Origin of the sequence: Puia sp. (genome assembly GCF_036500295.1) — a bacterium.
GTDB lineage: Bacteria > Bacteroidota > Bacteroidia > Chitinophagales > Chitinophagaceae > Puia.
Map to the genome: position 1 here is coordinate 1 of NZ_DASYCH010000014.1, position 23,142 is coordinate 23,142.

27 protein-coding genes and 1 tRNA gene are annotated in these 23,142 nt (G+C 56.1%); 17 read left to right on the forward strand and 11 right to left on the reverse strand.

The genetic code is table 11. From position 1 onward, the window contains the following. The first annotated feature begins 195 nt into the window (after positions 1 to 195). On the forward strand, positions 196 to 549 hold the full coding sequence (locus VGM48_RS04460) for a hypothetical protein (protein WP_331576518.1): 354 nt from the start codon (positions 196 to 198) through the stop codon (positions 547 to 549). A 483-nt stretch (positions 550 to 1,032) separates the two neighbouring features. On the opposite strand, the gene VGM48_RS04465 is transcribed toward VGM48_RS04460, so the two are convergent. After that, positions 1,033 to 1,103, reverse strand: a tRNA-Cys gene (locus VGM48_RS04465). A gap of 154 nt (positions 1,104 to 1,257) precedes the next feature. On the opposite strand from VGM48_RS04465, the gene VGM48_RS04470 reads away from it, so the two are divergent. From VGM48_RS04470 to VGM48_RS04485, 4 genes are all read left to right on the forward strand, one after another. Then, positions 1,258 to 2,133 carry a nucleoside phosphorylase gene (locus tag VGM48_RS04470; RefSeq protein WP_331576519.1) on the forward strand — a complete coding sequence of 292 codons (876 nt, stop codon included), beginning with the start codon at positions 1,258 to 1,260 and terminating at the stop codon, positions 2,131 to 2,133. 93 nt (positions 2,134 to 2,226) lie between these two features. Next, positions 2,227 to 3,012, forward strand: coding sequence for a diaminopimelate epimerase (gene dapF / locus VGM48_RS04475; RefSeq protein WP_331576520.1), 786 nt, complete (start codon positions 2,227 to 2,229; stop codon positions 3,010 to 3,012). 18 nt (positions 3,013 to 3,030) lie between these two features. After that, entirely contained in the window at positions 3,031 to 3,966 is a 936-nt protein-coding gene (locus tag VGM48_RS04480; RefSeq protein WP_331576521.1) for a magnesium transporter CorA family protein, read from the forward strand. Positions 3,967 to 3,971: 5 nt separating this feature from the next. Next, entirely contained in the window at positions 3,972 to 4,427 is a 456-nt protein-coding gene (locus VGM48_RS04485; protein WP_331576522.1) for an NUDIX domain-containing protein, read from the forward strand. A gap of 34 nt (positions 4,428 to 4,461) precedes the next feature. Here VGM48_RS04485 and VGM48_RS04490 read toward each other — a convergent pair whose 3' ends face one another. Genes VGM48_RS04490 through VGM48_RS04500 form a run of 3 tightly spaced genes read right to left on the reverse strand, consistent with a single transcriptional unit; the run spans position 4,462 to position 5,810 of the window. Next, on the reverse strand, positions 4,462 to 4,980 hold the full coding sequence (locus tag VGM48_RS04490; RefSeq protein ID WP_331576523.1) for an N-acetyltransferase family protein: 519 nt from the start codon (positions 4,978 to 4,980) through the stop codon (positions 4,462 to 4,464). Beyond that, positions 4,977 to 5,279 carry a hypothetical protein gene (locus tag VGM48_RS04495; RefSeq protein ID WP_331576524.1) on the reverse strand — a complete coding sequence of 101 codons (303 nt, stop codon included), beginning with the start codon at positions 5,277 to 5,279 and terminating at the stop codon, positions 4,977 to 4,979. Before VGM48_RS04495 ends, VGM48_RS04490 begins: the two co-directional genes overlap by 4 nt. Before the next feature lie 30 nt (positions 5,280 to 5,309). Next, positions 5,310 to 5,810, reverse strand: a complete 501-nt coding sequence (locus VGM48_RS04500; protein ID WP_331576525.1) for an Lrp/AsnC family transcriptional regulator — start codon at positions 5,808 to 5,810, stop codon at positions 5,310 to 5,312. 119 nt (positions 5,811 to 5,929) lie between these two features. On the opposite strand from VGM48_RS04500, the gene ahcY reads away from it, so the two are divergent. Beyond that, positions 5,930 to 7,255, forward strand: a complete 1,326-nt coding sequence (gene ahcY, locus VGM48_RS04505) for an adenosylhomocysteinase (protein WP_331576526.1) — start codon at positions 5,930 to 5,932, stop codon at positions 7,253 to 7,255. A gap of 63 nt (positions 7,256 to 7,318) precedes the next feature. On the opposite strand, the gene VGM48_RS04510 is transcribed toward ahcY, so the two are convergent. Further along, a complete protein-coding gene (locus VGM48_RS04510; RefSeq protein WP_331576527.1) occupies positions 7,319 to 8,341 on the reverse strand; it encodes a YeiH family protein in 1,023 nt (340 codons plus the stop codon). A 138-nt stretch (positions 8,342 to 8,479) separates the two neighbouring features. Between VGM48_RS04510 and VGM48_RS04515 the strand changes: the two genes are divergently transcribed. Continuing rightward, complete coding sequence (locus VGM48_RS04515) at positions 8,480 to 8,866, forward strand: YybH family protein (protein WP_331576528.1); 387 nt, start codon at positions 8,480 to 8,482, stop codon at positions 8,864 to 8,866. 2 nt (positions 8,867 to 8,868) lie between these two features. On the opposite strand, the gene VGM48_RS04520 is transcribed toward VGM48_RS04515, so the two are convergent. Genes VGM48_RS04520 through VGM48_RS04530 form a run of 3 tightly spaced genes read right to left on the reverse strand, consistent with a single transcriptional unit; the run spans position 8,869 to position 12,141 of the window. Beyond that, positions 8,869 to 9,774, reverse strand: coding sequence for a LysR family transcriptional regulator (locus VGM48_RS04520; protein WP_331576529.1), 906 nt, complete (start codon positions 9,772 to 9,774; stop codon positions 8,869 to 8,871). Continuing rightward, positions 9,771 to 11,144 carry a cytochrome P460 family protein gene (locus VGM48_RS04525; RefSeq protein WP_331576530.1) on the reverse strand — a complete coding sequence of 458 codons (1,374 nt, stop codon included), beginning with the start codon at positions 11,142 to 11,144 and terminating at the stop codon, positions 9,771 to 9,773. Before VGM48_RS04525 ends, VGM48_RS04520 begins: the two co-directional genes overlap by 4 nt. A 10-nt stretch (positions 11,145 to 11,154) precedes the next feature. Further along, positions 11,155 to 12,141, reverse strand: coding sequence for a D-glycerate dehydrogenase (locus VGM48_RS04530; RefSeq protein WP_331576531.1), 987 nt, complete (start codon positions 12,139 to 12,141; stop codon positions 11,155 to 11,157). Between the two features lie 168 nt (positions 12,142 to 12,309). Between VGM48_RS04530 and VGM48_RS04535 the strand changes: the two genes are divergently transcribed. Both VGM48_RS04535 and VGM48_RS04540 read left to right on the forward strand, forming a co-directional pair. Then, positions 12,310 to 12,489 carry a hypothetical protein gene (locus VGM48_RS04535; protein ID WP_331576532.1) on the forward strand — a complete coding sequence of 60 codons (180 nt, stop codon included), beginning with the start codon at positions 12,310 to 12,312 and terminating at the stop codon, positions 12,487 to 12,489. 103 nt (positions 12,490 to 12,592) lie between these two features. Next, on the forward strand, positions 12,593 to 14,200 hold the full coding sequence (locus tag VGM48_RS04540) for a sensor histidine kinase (protein ID WP_331576533.1): 1,608 nt from the start codon (positions 12,593 to 12,595) through the stop codon (positions 14,198 to 14,200). Between the two features lie 72 nt (positions 14,201 to 14,272). On the opposite strand, the gene VGM48_RS04545 is transcribed toward VGM48_RS04540, so the two are convergent. Then, positions 14,273 to 14,503 (reverse strand): hypothetical protein, encoded by a 231-nt coding sequence (locus VGM48_RS04545; RefSeq protein WP_331576534.1) that lies wholly within the window; start codon positions 14,501 to 14,503, stop codon positions 14,273 to 14,275. Between the two features lie 114 nt (positions 14,504 to 14,617). On the opposite strand from VGM48_RS04545, the gene VGM48_RS04550 reads away from it, so the two are divergent. The 4 genes from VGM48_RS04550 (at position 14,618) to VGM48_RS04565 (ending at position 16,895) form a co-directional block, all read left to right on the forward strand. Beyond that, positions 14,618 to 15,562, forward strand: a complete 945-nt coding sequence (locus tag VGM48_RS04550) for a J domain-containing protein (protein ID WP_331576535.1) — start codon at positions 14,618 to 14,620, stop codon at positions 15,560 to 15,562. A gap of 26 nt (positions 15,563 to 15,588) precedes the next feature. Further along, a complete protein-coding gene (locus VGM48_RS04555; protein ID WP_331576536.1) occupies positions 15,589 to 15,915 on the forward strand; it encodes a chaperone modulator CbpM in 327 nt (108 codons plus the stop codon). A 9-nt stretch (positions 15,916 to 15,924) separates the two neighbouring features. Then, positions 15,925 to 16,350, forward strand: a complete 426-nt coding sequence (locus VGM48_RS04560) for a hypothetical protein (protein WP_331576537.1) — start codon at positions 15,925 to 15,927, stop codon at positions 16,348 to 16,350. Between the two features lie 92 nt (positions 16,351 to 16,442). Further along, positions 16,443 to 16,895, forward strand: a complete 453-nt coding sequence (locus VGM48_RS04565) for a PA2169 family four-helix-bundle protein (protein WP_331576538.1) — start codon at positions 16,443 to 16,445, stop codon at positions 16,893 to 16,895. 135 nt (positions 16,896 to 17,030) lie between these two features. Here the strand turns inward: VGM48_RS04565 and VGM48_RS04570 are convergent, their stop codons facing one another. Next, positions 17,031 to 18,317, reverse strand: coding sequence for an NAD(P)/FAD-dependent oxidoreductase (locus VGM48_RS04570; protein ID WP_331576539.1), 1,287 nt, complete (start codon positions 18,315 to 18,317; stop codon positions 17,031 to 17,033). A 202-nt stretch (positions 18,318 to 18,519) separates the two neighbouring features. On the opposite strand from VGM48_RS04570, the gene VGM48_RS04575 reads away from it, so the two are divergent. After that, positions 18,520 to 18,801, forward strand: coding sequence for a hypothetical protein (locus VGM48_RS04575; RefSeq protein ID WP_331576540.1), 282 nt, complete (start codon positions 18,520 to 18,522; stop codon positions 18,799 to 18,801). Here the strand turns inward: VGM48_RS04575 and VGM48_RS04580 are convergent. After that, positions 18,753 to 20,618 carry a tetratricopeptide repeat-containing sensor histidine kinase gene (locus tag VGM48_RS04580; RefSeq protein ID WP_331576541.1) on the reverse strand — a complete coding sequence of 622 codons (1,866 nt, stop codon included), beginning with the start codon at positions 20,616 to 20,618 and terminating at the stop codon, positions 18,753 to 18,755. The genes VGM48_RS04575 and VGM48_RS04580 overlap by 49 nt on opposite strands. Positions 20,619 to 21,193: 575 nt before the next feature. Between VGM48_RS04580 and VGM48_RS04585 the strand changes: the two genes are divergently transcribed. The 3 genes from VGM48_RS04585 (at position 21,194) to VGM48_RS04595 (ending at position 23,101) form a co-directional block, all read left to right on the forward strand. Continuing rightward, entirely contained in the window at positions 21,194 to 21,976 is a 783-nt protein-coding gene (locus VGM48_RS04585) for a PhoH family protein (RefSeq protein WP_331576542.1), read from the forward strand. A gap of 60 nt (positions 21,977 to 22,036) precedes the next feature. Further along, positions 22,037 to 22,444 (forward strand): hypothetical protein, encoded by a 408-nt coding sequence (locus VGM48_RS04590; protein ID WP_331576543.1) that lies wholly within the window; start codon positions 22,037 to 22,039, stop codon positions 22,442 to 22,444. Positions 22,445 to 22,555: 111 nt separating this feature from the next. Continuing rightward, positions 22,556 to 23,101 carry an inorganic diphosphatase gene (locus VGM48_RS04595; protein WP_331576544.1) on the forward strand — a complete coding sequence of 182 codons (546 nt, stop codon included), beginning with the start codon at positions 22,556 to 22,558 and terminating at the stop codon, positions 23,099 to 23,101. Positions 23,102 to 23,142: the final 41 nt, after the last annotated feature.

The following is a 23,142-nucleotide window of genomic DNA, read 5'->3' on the forward strand; positions in this document are numbered from 1 at the left end:
CCACTAAATTGTTAGCCATATCAATTTAGCGAAGCCCGAACAAAATTTCTGTACTTGTTGTCACAAGGTGTAAACATCTGCATCAAACCAACAGAAACTTTATTTCAAAGGCGCTGGAAAAGGAGCCGGGATAATGAAGACGCTCGATGGCGGATGGAATGCTTAATCAATTCAAAAACACAAAAACAAAAAACAATGTCAAAAAACCTGGAACAATTGTTCAATGAAAAGAATCAAATGATCTTAAAGGGCCAGATCGTCGAAGCCAGCGAGAAGTTCTATGCACCAAAAACAAAGACAATCGATTTTACTGGCACCACGACCAACAGCAAGGACGAACACACAACTACGATGAAAAATTTCGTGGCGGCTCTTGCGAAGGTCAACGAGATCAGCCTTCGCCGTTCAGCAGTAGGCGACGGAGTAACCTTTGCGGAGTTTGTTTTCGACTTCGACATGAAGGATGGAAGCAAGATCTACTGGCACGAGATCCTGCTTTCGAATTGGGAGAACGGTTTGATCGTGGAGGAGCAATATTTTAAGGGATAGATGGTGCGAAGGTATCGCCGGGGTTATCCCGGCGATCTTTTCTGTGCAGTGACGGCGTCATCGCCACCACATTCAGTCTGTACACGGCTTTCCGCAAAAAAGCGGGCAGAATGGTCAATTTTCCATCTTGTCCGCTAAAGACGTTCCTCGCAGATTACCATCGGCGCCGACATTCGTCGGACCTGCCTCCTCGGCCTCGCTTAACAGCGGCCTCCTCGGCCGTCCTCTTCGCTTCGCTTGCGTGGTTCGCTTCGCTTGCATGTTTCGCTCTCGCTCGTATGCCTCGCTACCGCTCAGGCGCCGCCGGTGATCCGCCGATTTGGGGGCTTGAAAGAACAACTCCGGAGTGCCACCCGGTCGTCCTGCGTCCGCCCGGGCTTTGTTCGCGGCTTCGCCGATCACGAGCAACGCTCGCGCCGCCTCCTCCGCAAACAAAAAAACCGCCCAAAGGGCGGCTTTTGCACACTACCGTGTTCTTTCTCGAGGTTCCGAGCGGATTCGAACCGCTGTAGAAGCTTTTGCAGAGCTCTGCCTAGCCACTCGGCCACAGAACCATCTTTTTTCGCCGGATCCGCCCCAAAATTTACGGTTTTAAAGCGAATCAGGCGGCATCCCCGTCAAAATAGGCCCCTTCCGGGGCCACATTTTTTGAGGAGCTGCAAAATTAAGATAATTTCGCAGAATTCTAAAAAATATTCCGCCCATTTTATGCAACCAATCCCTGAAAGCGAACTCTTTATCAATAGCCGCGGCGCCGTCTACCACCTCAACCTTCGCCCCGAAGAACTGGCCCCCGTCGTCCTGACCGTCGGCGACCCCGACCGCGTAACCAAAGTTAGTCAACATTTCGACACCATCGAACACCGCCTCCAGCACCGCGAGTTCGTCTCCCATACCGGCCGCATCGGCCGAAAACGCATCACCGTCGTCTCCACAGGGATCGGAACCGATAACATCGACATCGTCCTCAACGAGCTCGACGCCCTCGTCAACATCGACTTTACCACCCGCACCCTGAAAAAAGAGTTCACCCACCTCACCATCATCCGCATCGGCACCTCGGGCTCCTTACAGAAAGATATACCCGCAGACAGCTTCGTCGCCTCCACCCACGGCCTCGGAATCGACAATCTCCTCAATTTCTACCGCAACGAGCCGGCGCCCGACGAGACCGAACTCCTCCAATCCTTCGCCACCCAGACCCAACTGCACCAGCGCCTCGCCCAACCCTATCTCAGCGCCGCCAGCCCCACCCTCCTGCGCCACTTCACCAGCGGCTTCCACCACGGCATCACCGTCACCTGCCCCGGTTTCTACGGTCCCCAGGGCCGCGTCCTCCGCCTGGGCCTCGCACAGCCGGATCTTATCGACCGCCTCACCGCCTTCTCCTACGGCCCCCACCGCATCACCAACTTCGAGATGGAAACGGCCGGCATCTACGGCCTGGGCAAGCTCCTCGGTCACTCCTGCCTGAGCCTCAGCGCCATCGTAGCCAACCGCATCTCGAAGGAGTTCTCAAAGGACGGCGACGCCACCATCGGCAGACTCATCCGCGAGACCCTGGCGATCGTCGAAGGGCTATAGGGAGGGGGCCGGCGCCCGGTGGGGCCAATATCTGTCCTTCGGACACCGTCGCTGTGCTCCGGTTCGCCTGAAAAGGCTATTTTTGCCCTCGCTATGAACCAAATGCACTTCTTCAAATATCAAGGAACCGGAAACGACTTCATCATCCTCGACAACCGCAACTGGTCCTACACCGCGCTGACCACCGATCGCATAAAATTTCTCTGCGACCGCCGCTTCGGCATCGGCGCCGACGGCCTCATGCTCCTCAACCCCCACACGGGCTACGACTTCGAAATGAAATATTACAACGCCGACGGCCGCGAAAGCTCCATGTGCGGCAACGGCGGCCGCTGTATGGTCAAGTTCGCCAGCGATATAGGCATCAAAAAAACCGAATACAGCTTCATCGCCGTCGACGGCCCCCACCTGGCCGAGATCGACGACGACGGCGTCGTCAGCCTCAAAATGAAGGACGTAAACGATATCGACGACTTTCACGGTGACTTCCTCCTCAACACCGGCTCCCCCCATTATGTCCAGATGGTTTCCGACGTCATGGAACTCGACGTCTTCCGCAAAGGCATGGACATCCGCTATAGCAGCGACTTCGCCAAAGACGGCATCAACGTCAACTTCGTCGAACAACGCCGCCCCGACGAGATCGTCGTCCGCACCTACGAACGCGGCGTCGAAGACGAGACCCTGTCCTGCGGCACCGGCGTCACCGCCAGCGCCCTCGCCTGCTTTCACAACGAAGCCGGCTATAACTATGTAAAAGTCATCACAAAAGGCGGCAAGCTGACCGTCCGCTTCGACCGCACGGCAGACGGCGCCTACGAGAATATCTGGCTCTGCGGACCCGCCGAAAAGGTCTTCCAGGGCGACATCGACAACTAGCCCCACCCCCCCCAAACCATGATCCAGTACTTCAAGAACGATAACCATCAAACTGTAGAGGTCGATCGCGCCGTGGACGGCGACTGGATCAATATCCTCCCCCCACTCAAACACCAGGAATTCACCGGACTCTCCGAAGAACTGGATATCCCCCTCGACTTCCTCACCGACTCCCTCGACATCGACGAACGCGCCCGCTTCGAAGAGGAAGACAAAGTGAAGCTCATCGTCATCAAAACACCCACGGAGAACAATTCCTTTAATGAATCTGACGCCTACTATATAACGATCCCCATCTGCATCATCCTCACCCATAACCAGATCGTCACCGTCAACTCGTTCGAGAACGGCGCCATAAAGAAGTTCCTCAACACCTTCCAAAACCGGCACCCCGACAAGAAGAATATGATGGTGCTGAAGGTCTTCGAGAAGATAACCCAAACGTATATGGAATATCTCAAGGAGATCAACCAGCGCCGCAACCTCATGGAGCAAAAACTCTATGCGTCCAATCGCAATGAAGAACTCCTGGAACTCATGCGCATCCAAAAAAGCATGGTCTATTTCGTCACCGCCCTCCGAAGCAACGAAATGCTGCTGCTCAAGCTGGTCCGCACCAACTTCCTCGGGCTCACCGAAGAGGAGAAGGAGTTTCTCGATGACCTGGCCGTCGATATGTCCCAGGCCCTTGAAATGGCCAACATCTATACCAATATCCTCAGCAGTACGCTCGACGCCTTTGCCAGCATCATCAACAACAACATGAACAATGTGCTCAAAAGGCTCACCTCCATCACGATCATCCTGTCCCTGCCCGCCCTGGTCACCGGCATCTACGGGATGAACGTACATTCGCCAATCCCCGGCTCCGACACCTTCTATATCCCGATCCTGCTGTCGGTGGGCATCTCCATCGTCATCAGCTGGTATTTTATGAAGAAAAAATGGTTCTAAACAATATGTTCAACGTAAGAGTATACGGCATCCTCCTCGGCGACAACGGCGATATCCTCGTCAGCGACGAATACATCCGCGGCGGCTACTACACCAAGTTCCCCGGCGGCGGTCTCGAGTTCGGCGAGGGTACAAGGGATTGCCTCAAAAGAGAATTCAAGGAAGAGATGGACCTCGGCGTCGAAGTCACCGACCATCTCTATACGACGGATTTCTTCCAGATGTCCGCATTCAATCCCGAACACCAGATCATCAGCATCTACTACTACGTCCGTGCCCTCGAACCCATCAGGGCCCCGCTGAGAAGCAAACCCTTCGACTTCGACGAACGCGAGCTGAAGATCTATTCGGAGAAAAAAGAATGCGAAACCTTCCGCTTCATCCCCCGGACCCGGTTCAATGAAGAAAGCGTGACCCTCCCCATCGACAAGGTCGTCGCCCGGCTATTGACCGCCCGCTGATCTCACCACCTGGCCCCAGCAAGCAATTTCTTTACTATCTCTCCACCGGATCTGCCGGCGTCTCCAGCAGCAGCTCCATAAACGTCAGGTCCAGCCACCGGCCAAACTTATACCCTACCTCCCTGAAATGCGCCACCTCGGCAAACCCGAAAGACGCATGCAACCGGATGCTGGCGGTATTCGACGAATCGATCCCCGCGATGACGGCATGATAGCCCTTTGCACGTGCCGAGTCGATCAGCGGCCGGATCAGCAGTTTGCCGACCCCCTTGCCCCGCTGCTCCTCGGTGACATAAACGGAATTCTCGATCGTGTATTTGTAGGCCGGCCATGCGCGAAACGGCCCATACGAACTAAAGCCAATCACCTGTCCCCCTTCCTCCGCGACATACACCGGATAGCCGGAAGCCAGCTTATCGGCATACCAGGCGGCACGGGCCTCCAGCGTCTGGGCCTCGTAGGTATAGACAGCGGTCGTATTAAGAATAACGTGATTGTAAATGGCCAGCAGGGCGGGGATATCGGCCTCCCGGGCTTCGCGGATAGTGATCATCGTTTCACCCTCAGTTTTTCGATCATCTCCTCGCCCATCCCTTCCGCGGTGATCCCAAATCCGGTTACCAGCAACCCCCGGTCGCCCTTACTCGATTCTATCGCATAAACCACCGCCTCGTCGGCGGGATCGCTCTCCCCTTCGAACCTGTAGAATTCCGTGATCTCGAAATCCGCGGGATTCAGCGCCAGCGGCGTCTTCGGACAAAAGATCTTATCGGCTTCGATGTTGAAATCGATGGTATAGCCCCGCAGCTTCAGGCCATTGACCGCCTCGGCAACCGTGTCGTATGCGTACATAAGCGTTCTTTTTAAAATATTACCCGCAATTTACGAAATTAGTTGGTGCGACTGTTTCACCACGCCCATCACAAAGGTGCTCTGCACATGCCCGATATTCTCCACCTGCCCCAGCTTGTTGACGTGAAAATCATAATAGGCATCCATACTCTCCACCGCCACCTTCAGCATGAAATCGAACTCCCCGGAAATGATAAAACACTCCAGCACCTCGCCCATCTCCTGCATCGTTTTGATAAACTTCGCGCCCGAACGCTTGTTATGCTCCTTCAGCGAGACATAGCAGATGGCCAGCAATCCTTTCTTCACCTTGGAATGATCCAGCAACGTCGCATATTGCCGGATGACTCCTGTCTCCTCCAGGCGCCTGATCCGTTCGTGCACGGGTGTCGTGCTCAGATGCACCTTCGCCGCTATCTCGCGCACGGTGATCTTGGCATTCTCCTGCAACAGGCGTAATATTGCCCTGTCCTTCTCATCCAACTCCACCGGGCCCGCAGCCGCTTTTTCTTTTTGGGGGTCTTTTTCCATAGCTCAACCGTATTTTGTTCTACTGGAATGTTAAAAAATGGATATCTGTTCCAAATTTATAAACATTCGCTATATTTTTGTTCTACTATTTTTACCTTTGGCCAAAATAAACAAATTCCATGTCAACGAAAACTCAGAGCATCGATCTGAAGCTCCCTTATAAGGTGAAAGATATGAGCCTCGCCGAATGGGGCCGTAAAGAGATTCGCCTCGCCGAAGCGGAAATGCCCGGTCTGATGGCCATCCGCGCAGAATATGGCCCGAAGCAGCCCCTGAAGGGCGCGCGCATCGCTGGCTGTCTGCATATGACCATCCAAACCGCCGTGCTGATCGAGACGCTCGTAGCCCTTGGCGCCGAAGTAAAATGGTCGTCCTGTAACATTTTCTCCACCCAGGACCAGGCCGCAGCCGCCATCGCCGCTGCCGGTATCGGCGTCTTTGCATGGAAAGGTCAGACCCTCGAAGACGCCGACTGGTGCATCGAGCAAACGCTCTTCTTCGGCAGCACCGACCGCCCGCTGAACATGATCCTCGACGACGGTGGCGATCTGACGAACATCGTTTTCGACAAATACCCCGAACTGGTGCAACATATCAAGGGTCTCAGCGAAGAGACCACCACGGGTGTTCACCGGCTTTACGAGCGGATGGAAAAGGGAACCCTCCCCATCCCCGCCTTCAACGTAAACGACTCCGTTACGAAATCCAAGTTCGACAACAAATACGGCTGTAAAGAATCCCTCGTGGACGCTATCCGCCGCGCCACCGACGTCATGATGGCCGGTAAGGTCGCCGTTGTAGGTAGCTATGGCGACGTAGGTAAAGGTTCCGCCGCTTCCCTCCAGGGTGCAGGCTGCCGCGTTATCGTCACCGAGATCGACCCCATCTGCGCCCTCCAGGCCGCTATGGACGGATTCGAAGTGAAGAAGATGGTTGACGCCGTGAAGGAAGCAGACATCGTCGTCACCGCCTCCGGTTGCCGCGACCTCATCACCGAAAAGCATTTCCGCCTGATGAAGGACAAGACCATCGTTTGTAACATCGGTCACTTCGATATCGAGATCGATATGGCGTGGCTTAACAAGAGCTATGGCAACACCAAGGATACCGTCAAGCCCCAGGTCGATGTTTACAATGTCGACGGCAAGGACATCATCATCCTGGCGGAAGGCCGTCTCGTCAACCTGGGCTGCGCCACCGGCCACCCCTCGTTCGTGATGAGCAACTCCTTCTCCAACCAGACCCTCGCGCAGATCGAACTGTGGACCAACCACAGCAAATACGAGAACAAGGTATATGTGCTGCCCAAGCTCCTCGATGAGAAGGTTGCCCGTCTCCACCTCGCGAAGATCGGCGTTCAGCTCGACGAACTCACCGACGCCCAGGCTGCCTATCTCGGCATCCCCAAGGCCGGTCCGTTCAAGCCCGAACACTACCGCTACTAAATAAAAAAAAAGACCGGCGCGATGCCGGTCTTTTTTTTACCCTGGATTCGAAATCATCCCTGTTCACCGCGCCAACCCCACCACTGCCCACAACGTCGCGCCGGCGACCAGCACCCAGACGATCACGCCCTGCAACAGCGGCTTCGCGCCGGTACTTTTCAGCACCTGCCGCGACAGGCCGCTCCCGATCAGGAAGAGGGTCAGCGTCAACCCGATATGCGCCGCCCCGACGACCACCCGGCTCAGCGCCGGCAGCGGCGCCCAGGTGTTCAGGAGGATGGCCACCACAAACAACCCGATAAACCAGGGGATACGGATCTTCGCGGTCTCCTGCTGCCGCGCACCGCCGTGCACACTACCGCCCGCTGCGCCGCGTGCACCGTCCCCCGCAGCACCGCGCGCACCGCGAAACCACAACGCCGCGCCGAGCGACACCGGAACGATCCATAACGCCCGCGCCAGCTTCACCGTCGTGGCGATCGACAACGCCTCCGGCCCATATCTCGCGGCCGCACCCACCACACTACTGGTGTCATGGATCGCGATCGCACTCCACAGCCCAAACTGCGCGGGACTCAGCCGCAGCCAATGGCCGACCACGGGGAACAGGAATAACGCCACCGAATTCAGGATAAAGACCACCCCCAGCGCCACCGACACCTGCCGCTCGCCGGCCCGGACCACCGGCGCCAACGCCGCAATCGCGCTCCCGCCGCAGATAGCCGTCCCACCCGAGATCAGCAGCGAGGTCTTCTTATCGATGTTCATCCACCAGCCCAGCAGCAAGCCGGAACCGAGCGTCCCGGCAATCGACGCCACCGAGAACAAAAAGCCCTCCCGGCCGGCCTTCAGCGCCGTCGCAGCATTGATGCCAAACCCAAGCCCCACCACCGACACCTGTAACAGGATATGCGTCGCCTTATGATTCAAATGTAAAAATGGATGCCCTACAAAAAGGGCGATCACCAGCCCCAGCACCAGGGCCATCGGCGCCGTCACCAGCGGCGTCAGACAAAACAACACCCCCACAGCAAAGACCACCTGCCGGATAAAGGCATGCCTGTCGCGAACTTTTATCGTATCCATAGTTTTCATTCTTGAGGATACAAAGTTCCGTCACCCGCACACCGAAAGGAAATCGCTTATGGTAATGAGTGATAACCTGAAGTTATAAGAAAAGCGGCCGGTTTTCCCGTATGTTTGTCCCGTTAAACTACAACCTGTATGGACAACCAAGCCACCATCCGCCGCCTCATCGAAGACTGGGCCGCCGCCGTTCGTCGGGGAGATCTCAACGCGATACTCGCCCATCATTCCGCCGATTTCGTCATGTACGACGTGCCGCCGCCCTTCCAGTCCATCGGTCTCGATGCCTACCGGAAAACCTGGGACGTGTTTTTCGCCAATACAAAACCGGGAGTATTCGACATCGATCACCTGGAGGTCGTCGCCGGTGAAGAGGTGGCTTTTTGTTTTGCGACAATGAAATGTTCCGACAAGAGCGGGTCTGCAGATTATATCCACCTCCCGTTCAGGCTTACGGTCGGACTGAAGAAGATAAACCAGCAATGGACGATCGTCCACGAGCACCATTCGATACCCGCCGAATAAGGCTATAAGCCGCCTTTTTGACCATAGTGCAGGGCAAACCGCATAAACAACTCGGGCAGCGCCTGCGTCTCCCCCTGCAGCCGCGCAAAATAGAAGTTCCGGCCGACCGACAGCCCCTTCACCTCCACGACGACAAATTCGTTGTTCTGCAGTTCTTTCTTTACTGCATACACCGAAACAAACGCCATACAGGGAGCATGCAGCAAATACGATTTGATCATCTCGGTACTGTTTAGCTGCATCTCCTTTTTCAGCTGCGACAACCGCAGCCCAACGCCCTTCAACGCATTCGCCAGCACCTCCAGCGACCCCGAACCCGGCTCCCGCAACAATAGGGGGATCTTCGTCAGCTCCTCCGGCCGGATACTCTGGCGCCGGGCAAGCGGATGCGCGGGGTTGCTCACCAGCACGATCTCGTCCTTCATAAATTCCGTATAGCGGATCGCCGAATTGCGGGAGTACCCTTCCACGACCCCCAGGTCGATCTCCTTCGCCTCGAGCGCCTGCTCGATCTGCTGGGTATTGCCGCTCATCAGGCTCACCTCCACCTCAGCATACCGGCGATGAAAATCGGCGAGTATCGGCGGGATGATATAGGGCGCCGTCGTCATACTCCCCCCGAGGATCAGCCTGCCGCTATGCCCCTGCGTCAGCGTGCTCATATCGAACTCGAGGTTGCGGTATACCGCAAACAGGGTCTCGGTATGTTCGAGCAGGCGTTTCCCCGCCGGCGCGAGCCGGATATGGGTGCCGTTGCGTTCGAATAGTTTTACCTTGAATTGCTGCTCCAGTTCATGGATATGTTTGGTCACAGCCGGCTGCGTGATGAAGAGTTCCTTCGCCGCTTTGGTGAAGTTGAGCCGCCTGGCTACCGTATGAAACACCTGTAAACGAAAATCGAAGATCATGGAAATACCGATGCTTTTAAGGCCGTAATATACTGCGCACGTTTCGCACTCATTGATCCGTCAGGCATCTTTTTCAACGGCATCCCCTGGTAAACGCTCCTGTGCACCTCCCCACCGGTGGTGCATTCCACCGTTTCCACCTTCACCAGCTCTTTTGGTATCCGCCCGCCAAACCAATGCGGGTCATCCCGTTGCCCCCAGGTGACCAGGGCATAGAATGCTCCCGGGTAATAAGATTGTCCCTTGCGGGCTGCCTTCAGGGCGAGGTCGTTGCCATATAGTGTCGACATCGTTGGTCCCCGTGTATCCACCATCGTCGTGATCACCTTCCCCATCAACGGGTGCCTGTCGACGCTGTCCGGCAGAAAGGCCGCCTGGTCATACAGCGAAAGCGTATCGGCCAGCGGAATCGTGAACGTATGGTCGAAGGCCGCCACGGGACGATGACAGTTCACGCATTCCTCCGCAAACGACGCATCTTTTCCATACGGTTTCATCGCCAGGCCACCGACCCAGCGCGCAAAACCCCAGCCAAACGTGGAGGCATATTTCCGGCCGTCCCTGATCATAAACTCCACCTGCTTGTACGCCCCGGCATAAATGGCGCCCGAGGAGTCCGGCAGCTGGTCCCAGGCCACCTTGGCAAAGACGGCTCCATCGGGCCAGGGATTTGTGTGGCCTTCCCGGATCGCTTTTATCGTTATGTCGTTGCCCAGGATGAGGCGGAGGGTGCCGTTGTCAAAGCGTTCGGTAGTCGATACGGCCTTCCAGGTGGGAAAGCCCGCCAGCGGCCCATAGGCAACTCCGTTATATTCGTCCCTGATGGCGACATTGGTTGCAAGGTTCGTCGCGTCGTTTGCCGCGTTCCAACTCGTGTATTGCTCCGCCTGCGCCCGCTCCCGCCCCGTATCGGGCTTCGCATGATACCCGATGGCCGAAGCATACTCCTTTAGCACGCCGATCGCGGCTTGATCGATTGTCGCGCCGTGATGCAATAGTGCATACTGCGACAGCGGCATCGCTTGCTGTTCCACCTGCATGATGCATTCGAAAAGCTTCGCCGCCTGCACGCCTTTTGGCAAGCTGCCAAAGTTGGAAAAGTTCAACACCCGGCGTCCCGCCCTGACATCGCGGACGACCAGCCAATAGGCCGGAGCGGGTTGATCGAACCAGGCCAGCCGCGTTTCATTGGAATGACAATCATAGCAGGCGCGGCGGAGAATGGCTTTCACGGGCGGCGGCGCCTCGAGATCCGCGGTGACCGGCGGATTATCCAGCGGCGGCCGGATAAACTGTATCGCGACAAAAAGAAGAAAGCAAATGAGTAAGAGGACGCGAACCGTTCTCCATACCGGACGGGCTGGTATCATGTGTTACATTCTATTTACGTAGTACCTCCGGATTGAACACCGACGGCGGCTTCCCCGCCTGCGGTCCAAGCCCCAGCGCCGCGATCAGGTTATCCGCCGCCAGGCTCGCCAATCCATGCTGCGCCTCGGCCGTCCCGCCGGCAATATGCGGGGTGAGCACGGCATTCGACAACCCCATCAGCCCGGGATATACCGCCGGCTCGCCTTCGAAGACATCCAATCCCGCGGCCGCGATCCGGTTCTCCTGCAGCGCTGCCGCCAACGCAGGCTCGTCGATAAGTCCGCCGCGGGCAATATTGAACAACATCGCCGAACCGCGCATTAGCTGCAGTTCCCGGGCGCCGATGAGATGATAGTTCTCCGGCGTATAGGGCATCGCGAGGACCACAAAGTCCGCCTCGCGCAACAGTTCGTCCTTGCCCCGGTATTCCGCCCGGCATTCCGCCTCGATCGCGGGGTCCACGCGCCGCCGGTTATGATAGAGCACCTTCATCCGAAATCCGATCGCCCGCCGGGCAATGGCCTGGCCGATGCGCCCCATGCCCACGATGCCAAGAGTCCTGTCGCAAAGATTTGCGCCGAACCACCGGCTGCCGGCATTGCTCTTCCACTGTCCCTGCTCCACCCAATGCGCAGCCTCCACCAGCTTGCGCGCCGTAGCGATCATCAGCCCCCAGGTGAAATCCGCCACCGTCTCGTCCGCGGGACCGGGGGAGTTGGTGCCGATGATCCCGGCTCTCGTCAGCGAAGCCACATCCACATTGTTATATCCCGCCGCCGACACACAGATGGCCTTCAGCCGCGGCAATCCCTTCACCACCGTGTCATCGATCTTCTCACCGCCGGCAACGATGGCCCCGTCCATCTCCTGCAGGGCCGCGTGCAACTGTTGGCTCGTGTAGCGCGGACCTTCGTTGATCGTCACATCAAAATATTCGCGTAGTCTGTCCACCACATCCGGGAACAGCGGCCGGGTAATGAGGATTTTTTGCTTCATAACGGCTAACAGTGTTTTTCGGTAAAGGTTTAAAGGTATGTTAAACGCCGGGCCCGGCAACACAACCCCTTACTAATTAATCCCGAAGGCTTTAGCATTTCCTTAGTAAACGGGCAGCCCCTGCCCGGGTCTATGATATAGACAGTAAATACTCTAAAACTGACAAGTATGAAATACCTAATTAGTCTGGTCCTGCTGATTGCCGTCGTGCTCAACGGTCTCACCGGTTACCATTTTTTTACGCACACCAATTATAATATGAGCAGCCTGATGGTCCTCGCTTCCTATCTGTCCATCGTCATGAGCATCTATGTGCTCACGGTGAGCAAACGGAAACCCGTCATGTAGTAACATTAATTTAAAGCGACCCGGCCACCGATGGTGGCTGGGTCGCTTTTTTTTATTACTTTGTACCTCCCTCAACCAACCTGCGCTTACCAAAACCTATATTATGAAACGATCCGTCTTCCGATGGTTCAGGGATATCTCTATTGCCAAAAAGCTCTATTTCACGGTCGGCATCATGGCCCTGCTCATCGCCATCGAACTGGTAGTGCTCTTCTTCTCCATCAACACCCTGTCATCTGTTCGCGCCTATGTGGGCGGCGAAGGCCTCTGGTCCAAGGCCCAGAAGGACGGCCTCTATCAGATGCTCAAATATGCCCGCACGCATGACGAGGCGGATTACGAAAAATTCCAGGAATACCTGAAGGTCAACATGGGCGATCATAAAGCCCGGCTCGAACTGAGTAAACCCGATCCCAACCTCGACACCGTTCGCCAGGGGTTCGAAGAAGGCCGTAACCACCCCGAAGACGTCGACGGAATGATCAAACTCTTCCGCCGGTTCCATAGCAACTCTTATATCCATCGCGCCATCGTCGCCTGGACAAAAGCCGACGAGACCATCCTCGATTTCGTCGCCCTCGGCCGCCGCCTGCACGAAGAGATCAACTCCCCCATCCACTCCCCCGGGGGTATCGACGCGCTCCTCAACCAGATCGACCCGCTCAACGACCGCCTCACTCCACAGGAAGATGAGTTCTCCTACGCCCTCGGCGAAGGCTCCCGCTGGCTGGAAGGGGTGGTGCTGCGGCTGCTGTTCATCGTTGCCCTCACCGTCGAATGCACCGGCCTCATCCTGGCCATCACCGTCAGCCGCGGCATCCAGAAAGGGCTGACCGAGATCCTCCTCGCCTCCCGCGCCGTAAAAGAAGGGAACTATGGCCGCAAGGCCCGGGCCTATTCCGCCGACGAGATCGGCACCCTGGCCAACAATTTCAACTCGATGGCCGATGAATTGTATAAACTCGAACAGGAAAACCAGGAAGTCTACAGCAGCCTCGAAAGAAAGGTCCGCCAGCGAACCCAGGAACTTGAGAGCACCAACCAGGAACTGGAACAGTTTGCCTATGTCGCCTCACACGATCTCCAGGAGCCGCTTCGCACCATCTCGGGTTTTGTCGACCTGCTAAAGAAAGAATACCGGGAGAAACTGGATGGCAACGGGCATATCTATCTCAACTACCTCTCACAGGCTTCCGATCGGATGAAGACCCTCATAAAAGACCTGCTCGATTATTCCCGTATCGGCCGCGAGAAAAAAGCCATGCCCGTCAACTGCAACAACCTGCTCGACGAGGTCATCGCCGATTTGGGTAAGTCCATCCGCGAATCCGGCGCCCGCATCAGCACCGGTCATCTCCCCGTCCTCAACGCCTACCCCACCGAATTAAAACTGCTCTTCCAGAACCTCGTCGCCAACTCCATCAAATTCCGCCACCCCGAACGGGCTCCCGAAATAATAGTGTCGGCCGCCCAGGAAGGCGGGAAATGGCAATTCGCCGTCAGCGACAACGGCATCGGCATCGAACGGCAGTTTCTCGAGAGGATCTTTATCATCTTCCAGCGGCTGCATAGCCGGACGCAGTACGAGGGCTCCGGCATCGGCCTGGCACATTGCAAAAAGATCGTGGAATTGCATCAGGGGCATATCTGGGCGGAAGCCTCGCCGGGACAGGGTTCGCGCTTCTTTTTCACCATCAACAAAGACCTCTAGCGCGCCCCATACTGCCCGGAACTTATTCAGCGAAGGCCCCGCCGTTGCCGCAGCCCGCGGGCCTGGACCCGCCTAGCGTTTGGGCTTCATCGTATCGGTGATCGGCCGCGTCCGGTCTTTTTCATAATTGGTGTCGGCCAGTGAAGGATTGTTGGCGCTGTTGTTATCCGGCGCCGGCCCCGTCGGCGAAACCGAATCCGCCGCCATCTTCTTCGGCGACGCATCCCCGCCGCCGCACCCGGCAAAGGCCATACCCGCTATCACGAGCAGGGCCGGCAAGTACATCAGAAGGCTTCGTTTCATAACCGTGTTTTCATCCAGTGGCAAAAAAACCATGCCACCCGCCACCCCGCGACCGGCCTTCAAAAACCAACGCCTTTAAAAAAGAGTTATTTTTGCAAAAAGGAAGAACCATCCATGGATTTCATCGACTACTATAAAATTCTCGGAGTGAACAAGAGCGCCACCCAGGACGAGATCCGCAAGGCCTATCGCAAGCTGGCCCGCAAACACCATCCCGACCTGAATCCCAACGACAAGGAAGCAAACAAGAAATTCCAGCAGGTAAACGAGGCCAATGAGGTCCTCAGCGACCCTGAAAAAAGAAAAAAATACGACCAGTACGGCAAGGACTGGCAACATGCCGAGGCCTTTGAAAAAGCGCGGCAGGAAGCCGGCAGCCGCGGCGGCGGCGGTCAGGGCGCAGGCGGATTCGGTGGCGACAACCCCTTTGGAAGCGGCACCTTCCACTCCGAAGACTTCGAACCCGGCGACGGCGGGGAATTCTCCGACTTCTTCGAATCCCTCTTCGGCGGCGCGGGCCGGCGCAGCCAGGGTGGCAACGCAAAATTCCGCGGCCAGGACTTTCAGGCCGAACTGCAGATCAGCCTTGCGGAAGCCGCCGCCACCCATCAGCGGGTACTCGCCGTCAACGGCAAGAACATCCGGATCACCATCCCTGCCGGCGTAGCCAACGGCCAGGTCATCAAGCTCAAAGGACACGGCGCTCCCGGAGCCAACGGCGGCCCCGACGGCGATCTCTATATCACCTTCAGCATCACCGAAGACCCGCGCTGGACAAGAGATGGCAACGACCTCCACGCGAAAGCCCCACTCGATCTCTATACGGCTGTCCTTGGGGGTGAGATCACCGTCGATACCCTCACCGGGAAGGTCAAACTGAAGATAAAACCGGAAACGCCCAACGCCACGACCGTAAGACTGAAAGGAAAGGGATTCCCGGTCTATAAAAAGGATGGCCAATCGGGCGACCTCTACGTCAGCCTCGAACTAATCCTCCCCACCCGCCTCAGCGAAAAGGAAAAAGAGCTTTTCCGGCAACTAAAAGACCTGCGTCAATAAAACCATAACAGCAAAAACCCATTCGTATGTCATCCGAAGACCTCATACCGGCAGGCGAATTCTGCACCTTTCACCACGTCGAACTCGCCTTTCTTCAGAACCTCCACGACTCGGGACTCATCGTCCTGACGATCCGCAACGGCGCCGTCTGGCTCGAGACGGAACAGCTCCCGGTGATCGAGAAGTTTGCCCGCTGGCATTATGAATTATCCATCAACCCCGAAGGCATCGAAGCGCTTTCCCATGTCCTCGGCCGGGTCGAACAACTGCTGGCCGAGAACAACCGCCTGCGCAGCCGCCTTCGCCGGTATGAAGGCCCGCCCGGTGGCACAACTCTTGAGTACGAGCAGTAAACGCCGCTCATGTATACCTCCATCGTCAGCAGTCAGGACCAGGCATTGGCACATCTCTTCTTCCATTGCTGCCTCGAAGACGAGAACTTCACACAGGCGGAAATGGACGATCTCTCGGTCAAACTGGTTACCCTCGATCTCAACACGAGGATAAACGTCAAGGAACAACTGGTAATCTACCGCTCCTATCGCCAGGACATCCCTGACGAACAGCTGTACATCCGTCATCTCCTCACATTGATAAAACCCGTCAACGACCTCGCCCTCTACTCCTGGTGCGTCGAACTCTGCATCGACGACCCCGCCTTCGACGCGCGGGAAGAAGCCCTGCTCCATAAGATCGCCGTCGAACTCCGGCTGGACAACATCGACGCGACCGTTATCCGCAATTGCGTTGCCCAACGAAAAGCGGTCGAACTGAAAAAGATCTTCTGAGGAATAAATTTCCCGCCACGGCCACCTGCAACCCCTCCCGCCCGCCTATTTCGCCTGGCATGATTTTGTTGTTTTTACTCAAAACAGCGGTTATGCAAAATACAAGAGATACGATAGAAGTACTGAATGATCTCATCCAGATAAATAACGATCGGATCATCGGCTACGAAAAAGCTATCCGTGATACAAAACCGGAGGACAGCGACCTGAAAATCCTCTTCGCCTCGATGGTCGCCGAAAGCCACCGGATGAAAATAGCCCTTGCCACGGAGGTCCAGACACTCGGGGCCGAGATCGAACAAGGCACCACCACATCGGGGAAAATATACCGGGCCTGGATGGAAGTGAAGGCTGTCTTCAGCGGTCACAACCGTCATACTATCCTGGCTAATTGTGAAGCCGTCGAGGACGCCGCCCAACGGGCATACCTGACGGCCATGAAACATGATTTGCCTGCCTTTATCCACGACCTGCTCAACCGGCAGCAGGATACACTGCAAGCCTCGCACGAGGAGGTCCGGTCGCTGAGAGATCAATACGCTTAGGGTGCAGACCCGTGCCCTGACCTATCCGACCCTGACGACTGTCGCACCCGTGAACACTGACGCACCCGTGATCACTGTCGTATAATAGCGCGGTTAAGACTGCGCTATTATTATTTTGCGCCTACCATCTTGCGCCTACCATCTTGCGCGTATTATTTTGCCCGCCGCTTCATCCCCGCTTTGCAACGCCGCTTCCACCGTTCCCGGCGCCTCCTCACCTTCATAAAAGGCCTCCCCGCAAAAAAAGATCGTATCGGCAATACCCTTGCCCAACAAGGCCCGGCTTTCCGCCGCCTCCACGGTCTCAAAGCTGTAGCCGCCCCGGACAAACGGCGCACCTGCCCAGTCCAGCATCAGCGAAGCGACGAGCTGCTTACGCAGCCATTCCACTTCGACCAAAAAGATCCCCGCCAGACTCTCCGGACAACTGTCCAGCCTCGCCGCTTCCCCCAGCTGTTGCCACCGCTTCATGGCCTCGCCCGCCAGCCATCCCGTAAGGACCCGGCTATCCTCATCCACCTGCGTCCACCAGGTGGGGACGGGCTGATCGCTGAGGATAAAGAGCGTCTGGTCCCTGGGCTTCTTTTCTAGCCAGAAAGGATGGGTAAACTCCAGTAGGATCTTGACCACGGACCCATAGCCCAGCCGCTTGACCGCCGCTTCCATTTCCGGCAGCACGGGATGAAAATGCAATCCCCCCGTTTCCAGCACCCCAAGCGAAACCGATACGACAAGCCGGCCGGCTTCAAAGACCCGGCCCCCGGCTGTTGTCACGGCTACCCGGCCCTTTTCCCAGGAGATATCGGTCACCGGGGAGGAATAATGGAGTTCGGCTCCCATCCGGCGGCATTCCGCTACCAGGAAATCGATCATGGGGCGGTATCCCCCCACTGGCCGCCATTCCACCTCGTCTTCCTCAGCCGACCACTCCCTGTATAGCGCCCGGGTGCTCGCCCGATGCAGATCGGCCAGATCATAGCCTTCCGCAAACCGCCGGACGGATTCCCGCAGCTGGCTCCAGCGCTCGCCGGGAAAATGCCGCACCAGGAAGGCCGCGATCGGGATGTCGTCCGTCAATTCCGCCATGGCCGCCATCAGCATCCCCCAATCCGCCCCTGCTTCCCCTTCCTCCCCGCTGTCCCAGGCCGAGCCCTTCGTCCGCCGGACCATCAACGCCTTCACCGGCTGCAAACCGGTACCCGACTCCCGGGCCAGCCGAAGGCTGAACGGCAAGGATCCATGGATGAACTCCGCTCCACCCTCAACGGGCGCCGAAAAGCCCTTGGGCGTCAAACGAAGGATCCGGCCCCCCGGTTCCGCCGCCGCCTCCAGCAGGATGACCCGGTGACCCGCTTCGGCCAGTCGACGCCCTGCCTGCAGTCCCGCGGCCCCCGCTCCAATGATGATGATCGATGTAGCCATAGTAAAAAAGGATATGCAAAGAAAAGCCCTCAAAATAGATAATGGGGACAACTATTTCTCAAAATTCACCTTCTGCGGCGAGGGTTTTTTACTATTTTTGTAGTCGTCCGCCTATCCCCATCGTAAAAAAATTCACTATTCTTTAAGAGACCTGCCCCGACCTTAGCATGAGAATTGTTAATACAAATTCAAAGGGAGCCTTATGCAAATACAATTCATTCGAAACATTCAATTCACCAAACTGGTTAAAGCCGACGGCCGGCTGCGGGAATTCAACTTCCGCAAATCGAACGGGCTGCAGGAAGGGCTATTCACCGTTGACGTAAGTGACGATCGTGGCAACCGTATCGTTCTGAGAATGCAACGTGAAGATGGCGTCTGGAAGATCATCAAGCAACAACTGCCGGCCTGGATCTGGGAGAACGAGGCCGTTTTTCATAATCTCATCGAGGAAGAATTGGGCGCTGCGGGAATGGTAAAATAGCAGCGGCTGCCCTTACCCCACTCACTCTCCACAAAGAACCTCCCTTTGTTTGCCAGCGCAAACTCATGACAGAGCAGGATACCCAGACCGGTCCCTTTCTCTTTAGCTGTTCCATAACTGGTAAAACTTTCTTTCCGCCGGATCCTATCCAGCGCATCCGCCCGCATTCCGATCCCATTATCCGTCACGACGATCTCGATCTCCGCCGACTTCCGGCAACCGTTGACCGTCACGACGCCTCCGCTGCTGCTGAATTTAATGGCATTGCTCACGAGATTACGGATCACCACCTGCATCATATCCTTATCGGCGAAGCCCACCAGCATCGGCGCCATCTCCATCCGCAAAAACACATTCTTCTCTTTGGCCTGCTGCGCAAAAAGCCCGAACACATCCTGCACCACCTCGTTCAGCTCCAGCAGCACCGGCACGATCACCGCCCCGTTGAGCTGACTGCTTGCCCAAAACAACAGGTTGCCCACCAGCTCGGAAGAATGATCCACGTTATCCCTGAGCTCGCTCATCATCGTGTTTATCTCCTGTTCGGACAGCCGTTTTTCCTTGAGAAGATCGAGCAGTCCCTTCAGGGAATTCAACGGTCCCCGCAGATCGTGCGCGACGATGGTAAACAGCTTATCCTTTTGCTGGTTGCTCAGCAGGAGCTGAACGGCCTGTTCCTCGATCTTCTCATTCTTCTCCAGCAGCAACAGATTCATCTTTTTGTTTACAGCCTGCCCTCTCAGCAGAATAAACCCCACCAGGCAAAGAACGGCCAGGATCGCCACGATCCCCCACACCACCAACTCCGCCCTGCGCAGCTTCGCCTCGTAGGCGGCATCCTTCGCTGCCTGCGCCTCGCGGAGCCGCATAGTTTGTTTCTCATAGTCATATTGGGCGGTTCGCGCGACGATCTGCTGGCGGGACTGATCGTTGAACAAACTGTCGGAATAATCCTTGTAGACCTTGAAATAGCGCAATGAATTGCGATAATCCCCCTTGGCCTCATAGATATCGGCCAGTACCCGGGCCGACACCTGCAGCTCGGGCTTGCGCCGGATCGTGCTCGCGACCTGAAACGCTTCATTGGCGTACCGCAACGCCCGGGGATAATCCTTCAGCTGGAGGTACACCTGCGAGACCAGGCTCTTGGTGGCCGTCATCCCCAGTAATTCGTTCCGGTGCTGGTAAAAGCTCAGCGACTCGAGATAGTGGCTAAGCGCCCCAGTATAATCGCCCCTGGCCGCCAGGATCCGGCCGACGTCATTGTTATAAGTGGCTACATTGATCTCGTCTCCCGCGCCGCGCGCGCCCTTGACCGCGCTTTCCGCATACTGCAGCGCCTCGTCATATTTACCCGCCCGCAGCGCGATGTCAGCCAGGTCGTTGGCAATGTACGCCGCCTGCACCGTATCGCCGCCCCGCCGGTAGATCTCGCGCACCTTCTTCATCAGCAATTGCGCCTTGTCGTATTCTTCCTGTTGTTTGTAAAAGAGGGCAAAATTCACATTCACCTTGGCTATCAGTGAACTGTTACCGATCTGTTCGGCGATGTCCAGCGAATGCTGGTAGGAGGTGAGCATGTTTACATAGTCCCCGATCATCTCATAGGTATTCCCAAGCATCCGCCAGCTTTCCGCCTCGCCCTTGCGATACCCCATCTTCTGCGCCGCTGTCTGGGCGGCCCGGCCATACCGAAAGGCGCTGTCGGCGCTGATCCCGTAATAGGCATGCGCCAACCGGTTCAGGGAATCCACCTGCACGGTCCCAACTGTCTTCTGCGCCCGCGCGTCGCCGCAAAAGCCTATAAAAAAAGCCATTAACCAGGTTGCAATGCAATAAAATTTCATTGTCGGCGTACTCTTTAGAGTCAGGGGGCCCTAATAAAAATCCGGGCACTTACGAACCAAGTCGTAAGTCAAATTGTTATTTTCTTTTGAGGGATTCAGCGTCGTCGGTAGTACACTCTGGACGTAAGGGAAAGCTGCAAGGCAAACTTAATAAAAAAAACCGATCAGACACTATTCACACGCTGTTAATAAGAATTACGAGGAAAAAAGGACTGTCAGGGTTATATTTGGTAGAAGAGCAAAAGCTCCCCCCAATACCCGGACAGTACCTCGACCGGACAGGATCCGGCAGCAAATAATCCCGGATCGGACGGAGTTCGATCAAAATAATCCGATTTCAGAATCTAAAAAGAATTGAATTGACTGAGACAATTATCAACCTGGAAACCGTTAACCCCATTGAATTTTTCGGCGTAAATAACGGCAAATTGGACATCCTGAAGAAAAAGTTTCCCCTATTGAAAATCCTGTCACGCGGTAAGCAAATAAAATTGAGCGGGTCGCCGGAGCAAGTGGAGATAGCCAAGGAAAAAATCGATTTGTTGGTGCAATACCTGGAACGAAACGGACATGTTAGCGAGAATTATTTCGAGCAGATACTGGGCGGTGACGATGCCGAGACGGTAGATCATTTTGTCGACCGGCATCCCAACGATATCCTTGTATTTGGTCCGAATGGCAAGACCGTTCGCGCCCGGACGATCAACCAGAAAAGGATGGTCGGCGCCGGAGAGAAGAACGACATCGTCTTCGCCATCGGTCCTGCCGGTACCGGTAAGACCTACACTGCGGTAGCGCTCGCCGTGAGGGCCCTCAAGAACAAGATGGTCAAGAAGATCATCCTCACCCGTCCTGCCGTGGAAGCCGGCGAAAGCCTCGGTTTCCTCCCCGGTGATCTCAAAGAGAAGATCGATCCCTATCTGCGGCCCCTCTATGATGCCCTGGATGACATGATCCCCGCCGACAAACTCGGCTACTACATGAGCACCCGCACCATCGAGATCGCCCCGCTCGCCTATATGCGCGGCCGGACGCTGGACAACGCCTTTATCATCCTCGATGAGGCGCAAAACGCCACCGACCTGCAATTGAAGATGTTCCTCACCCGCATCGGCGCCAACGCAAAGGCCATCATCACGGGCGACCTTACCCAGATCGATCTGCCGAAGAATCAGAAAAGCGGTCTGGCCAAAGCCCTCTATATCCTCAAGGGGATCGACGGCATCGCCCATATCGAACTCGACGAAGAAGACGTCGTCCGTCACCGTCTCGTAAAAGCCATCATCAAGGCCTACGAGAAAGACAAAAAAGAAGAAGAAACCCGATAGAAAAACCAAAATAGTCGAAGGGCCCGCCGTCAGGCGGGTTTTTTCTTTACCTTTATCCTCATGATGAAAAAAATCCTGCTCCCCGCCGCGGTCCTCCTGTTCGTCGCCTGCAATAGCGACAAATCCTACAAGAAAGCCGAAGATGCACAGGACGCCGGCCGCGAATTCATCCGCGCCTCACTCGATGGCAACTACGAAAAAGCCTCTTTCTACCTCTACACCGACTCCACCAACAAAATGATGTTCGCCAAGTGGAAAAAAGACTACGATCGCATGTCCGGTGACGATCAGCAAAAATACCGCGATGCCAGTATTCTTCCCCTCGACATCCACCCGCTGAACGATTCCGTCACCAGCTATACCTATGCCAATTCCTATAAGAAAGACACCACCACCATCCACGTCGTCCGCATCAAGGGCGAATGGCTGGTCGATCTCAAAGAGATCCTCAATGGCCGTCATCATTAGACGCCAACCCGCGTTGGACGCCAACTAGCGCCAGACGCCAGCCCGCGATCGCTGCCAAATGAAATTTCACGCATCACCCTGCATTGCCTAAATTTGAGCAACATAAAAACTATGATGACAGTCTCACATCCCTGGCACGGCGTGCCAGTTGGAAAAAACGCCCCCCGGGTCGTCAACGCGATCATCGAGATCCCCCAGGGCTCCCGCTGCAAATACGAGATCGATAAGGATTCCGGCCTGCTGAAACTGGACAGGGTCATCTATTCCTCTTTCTACTATCCCGTTAACTACGGCTTTATCCCGCAGACCTATGGCGACGACAAGGACCCCCTCGACATCCTCGTCATCACCTCCCTACCCGTTCAGGCGCTGTGCCTGATGGAAGCAAAGGTGATGGGCGTCATGCAGATGGTCGACAGCGGTGATGCCGATGACAAGATCATCGCCGTCGCGGCGAATGACCCCGGCGTCAATCACTACAGCAACCTCGAAGAACTGCCGAAACATTTCTTTGAAGAACTGCGCCATTTCTTTGAAGAATACAAGAAGCTGGAAAACAAAACCGTGGTCGTGGAGGAGTTTGGGGATAAGTCAACCGCCCTCAAGGTCGTCGAAGACGCGGTAAAGCTCTACGACGATATGTTCCGGAATAAATAGGGGTTTCGGGTGCGGGCCGGCGCCCAAAACCCGGCGCAGTG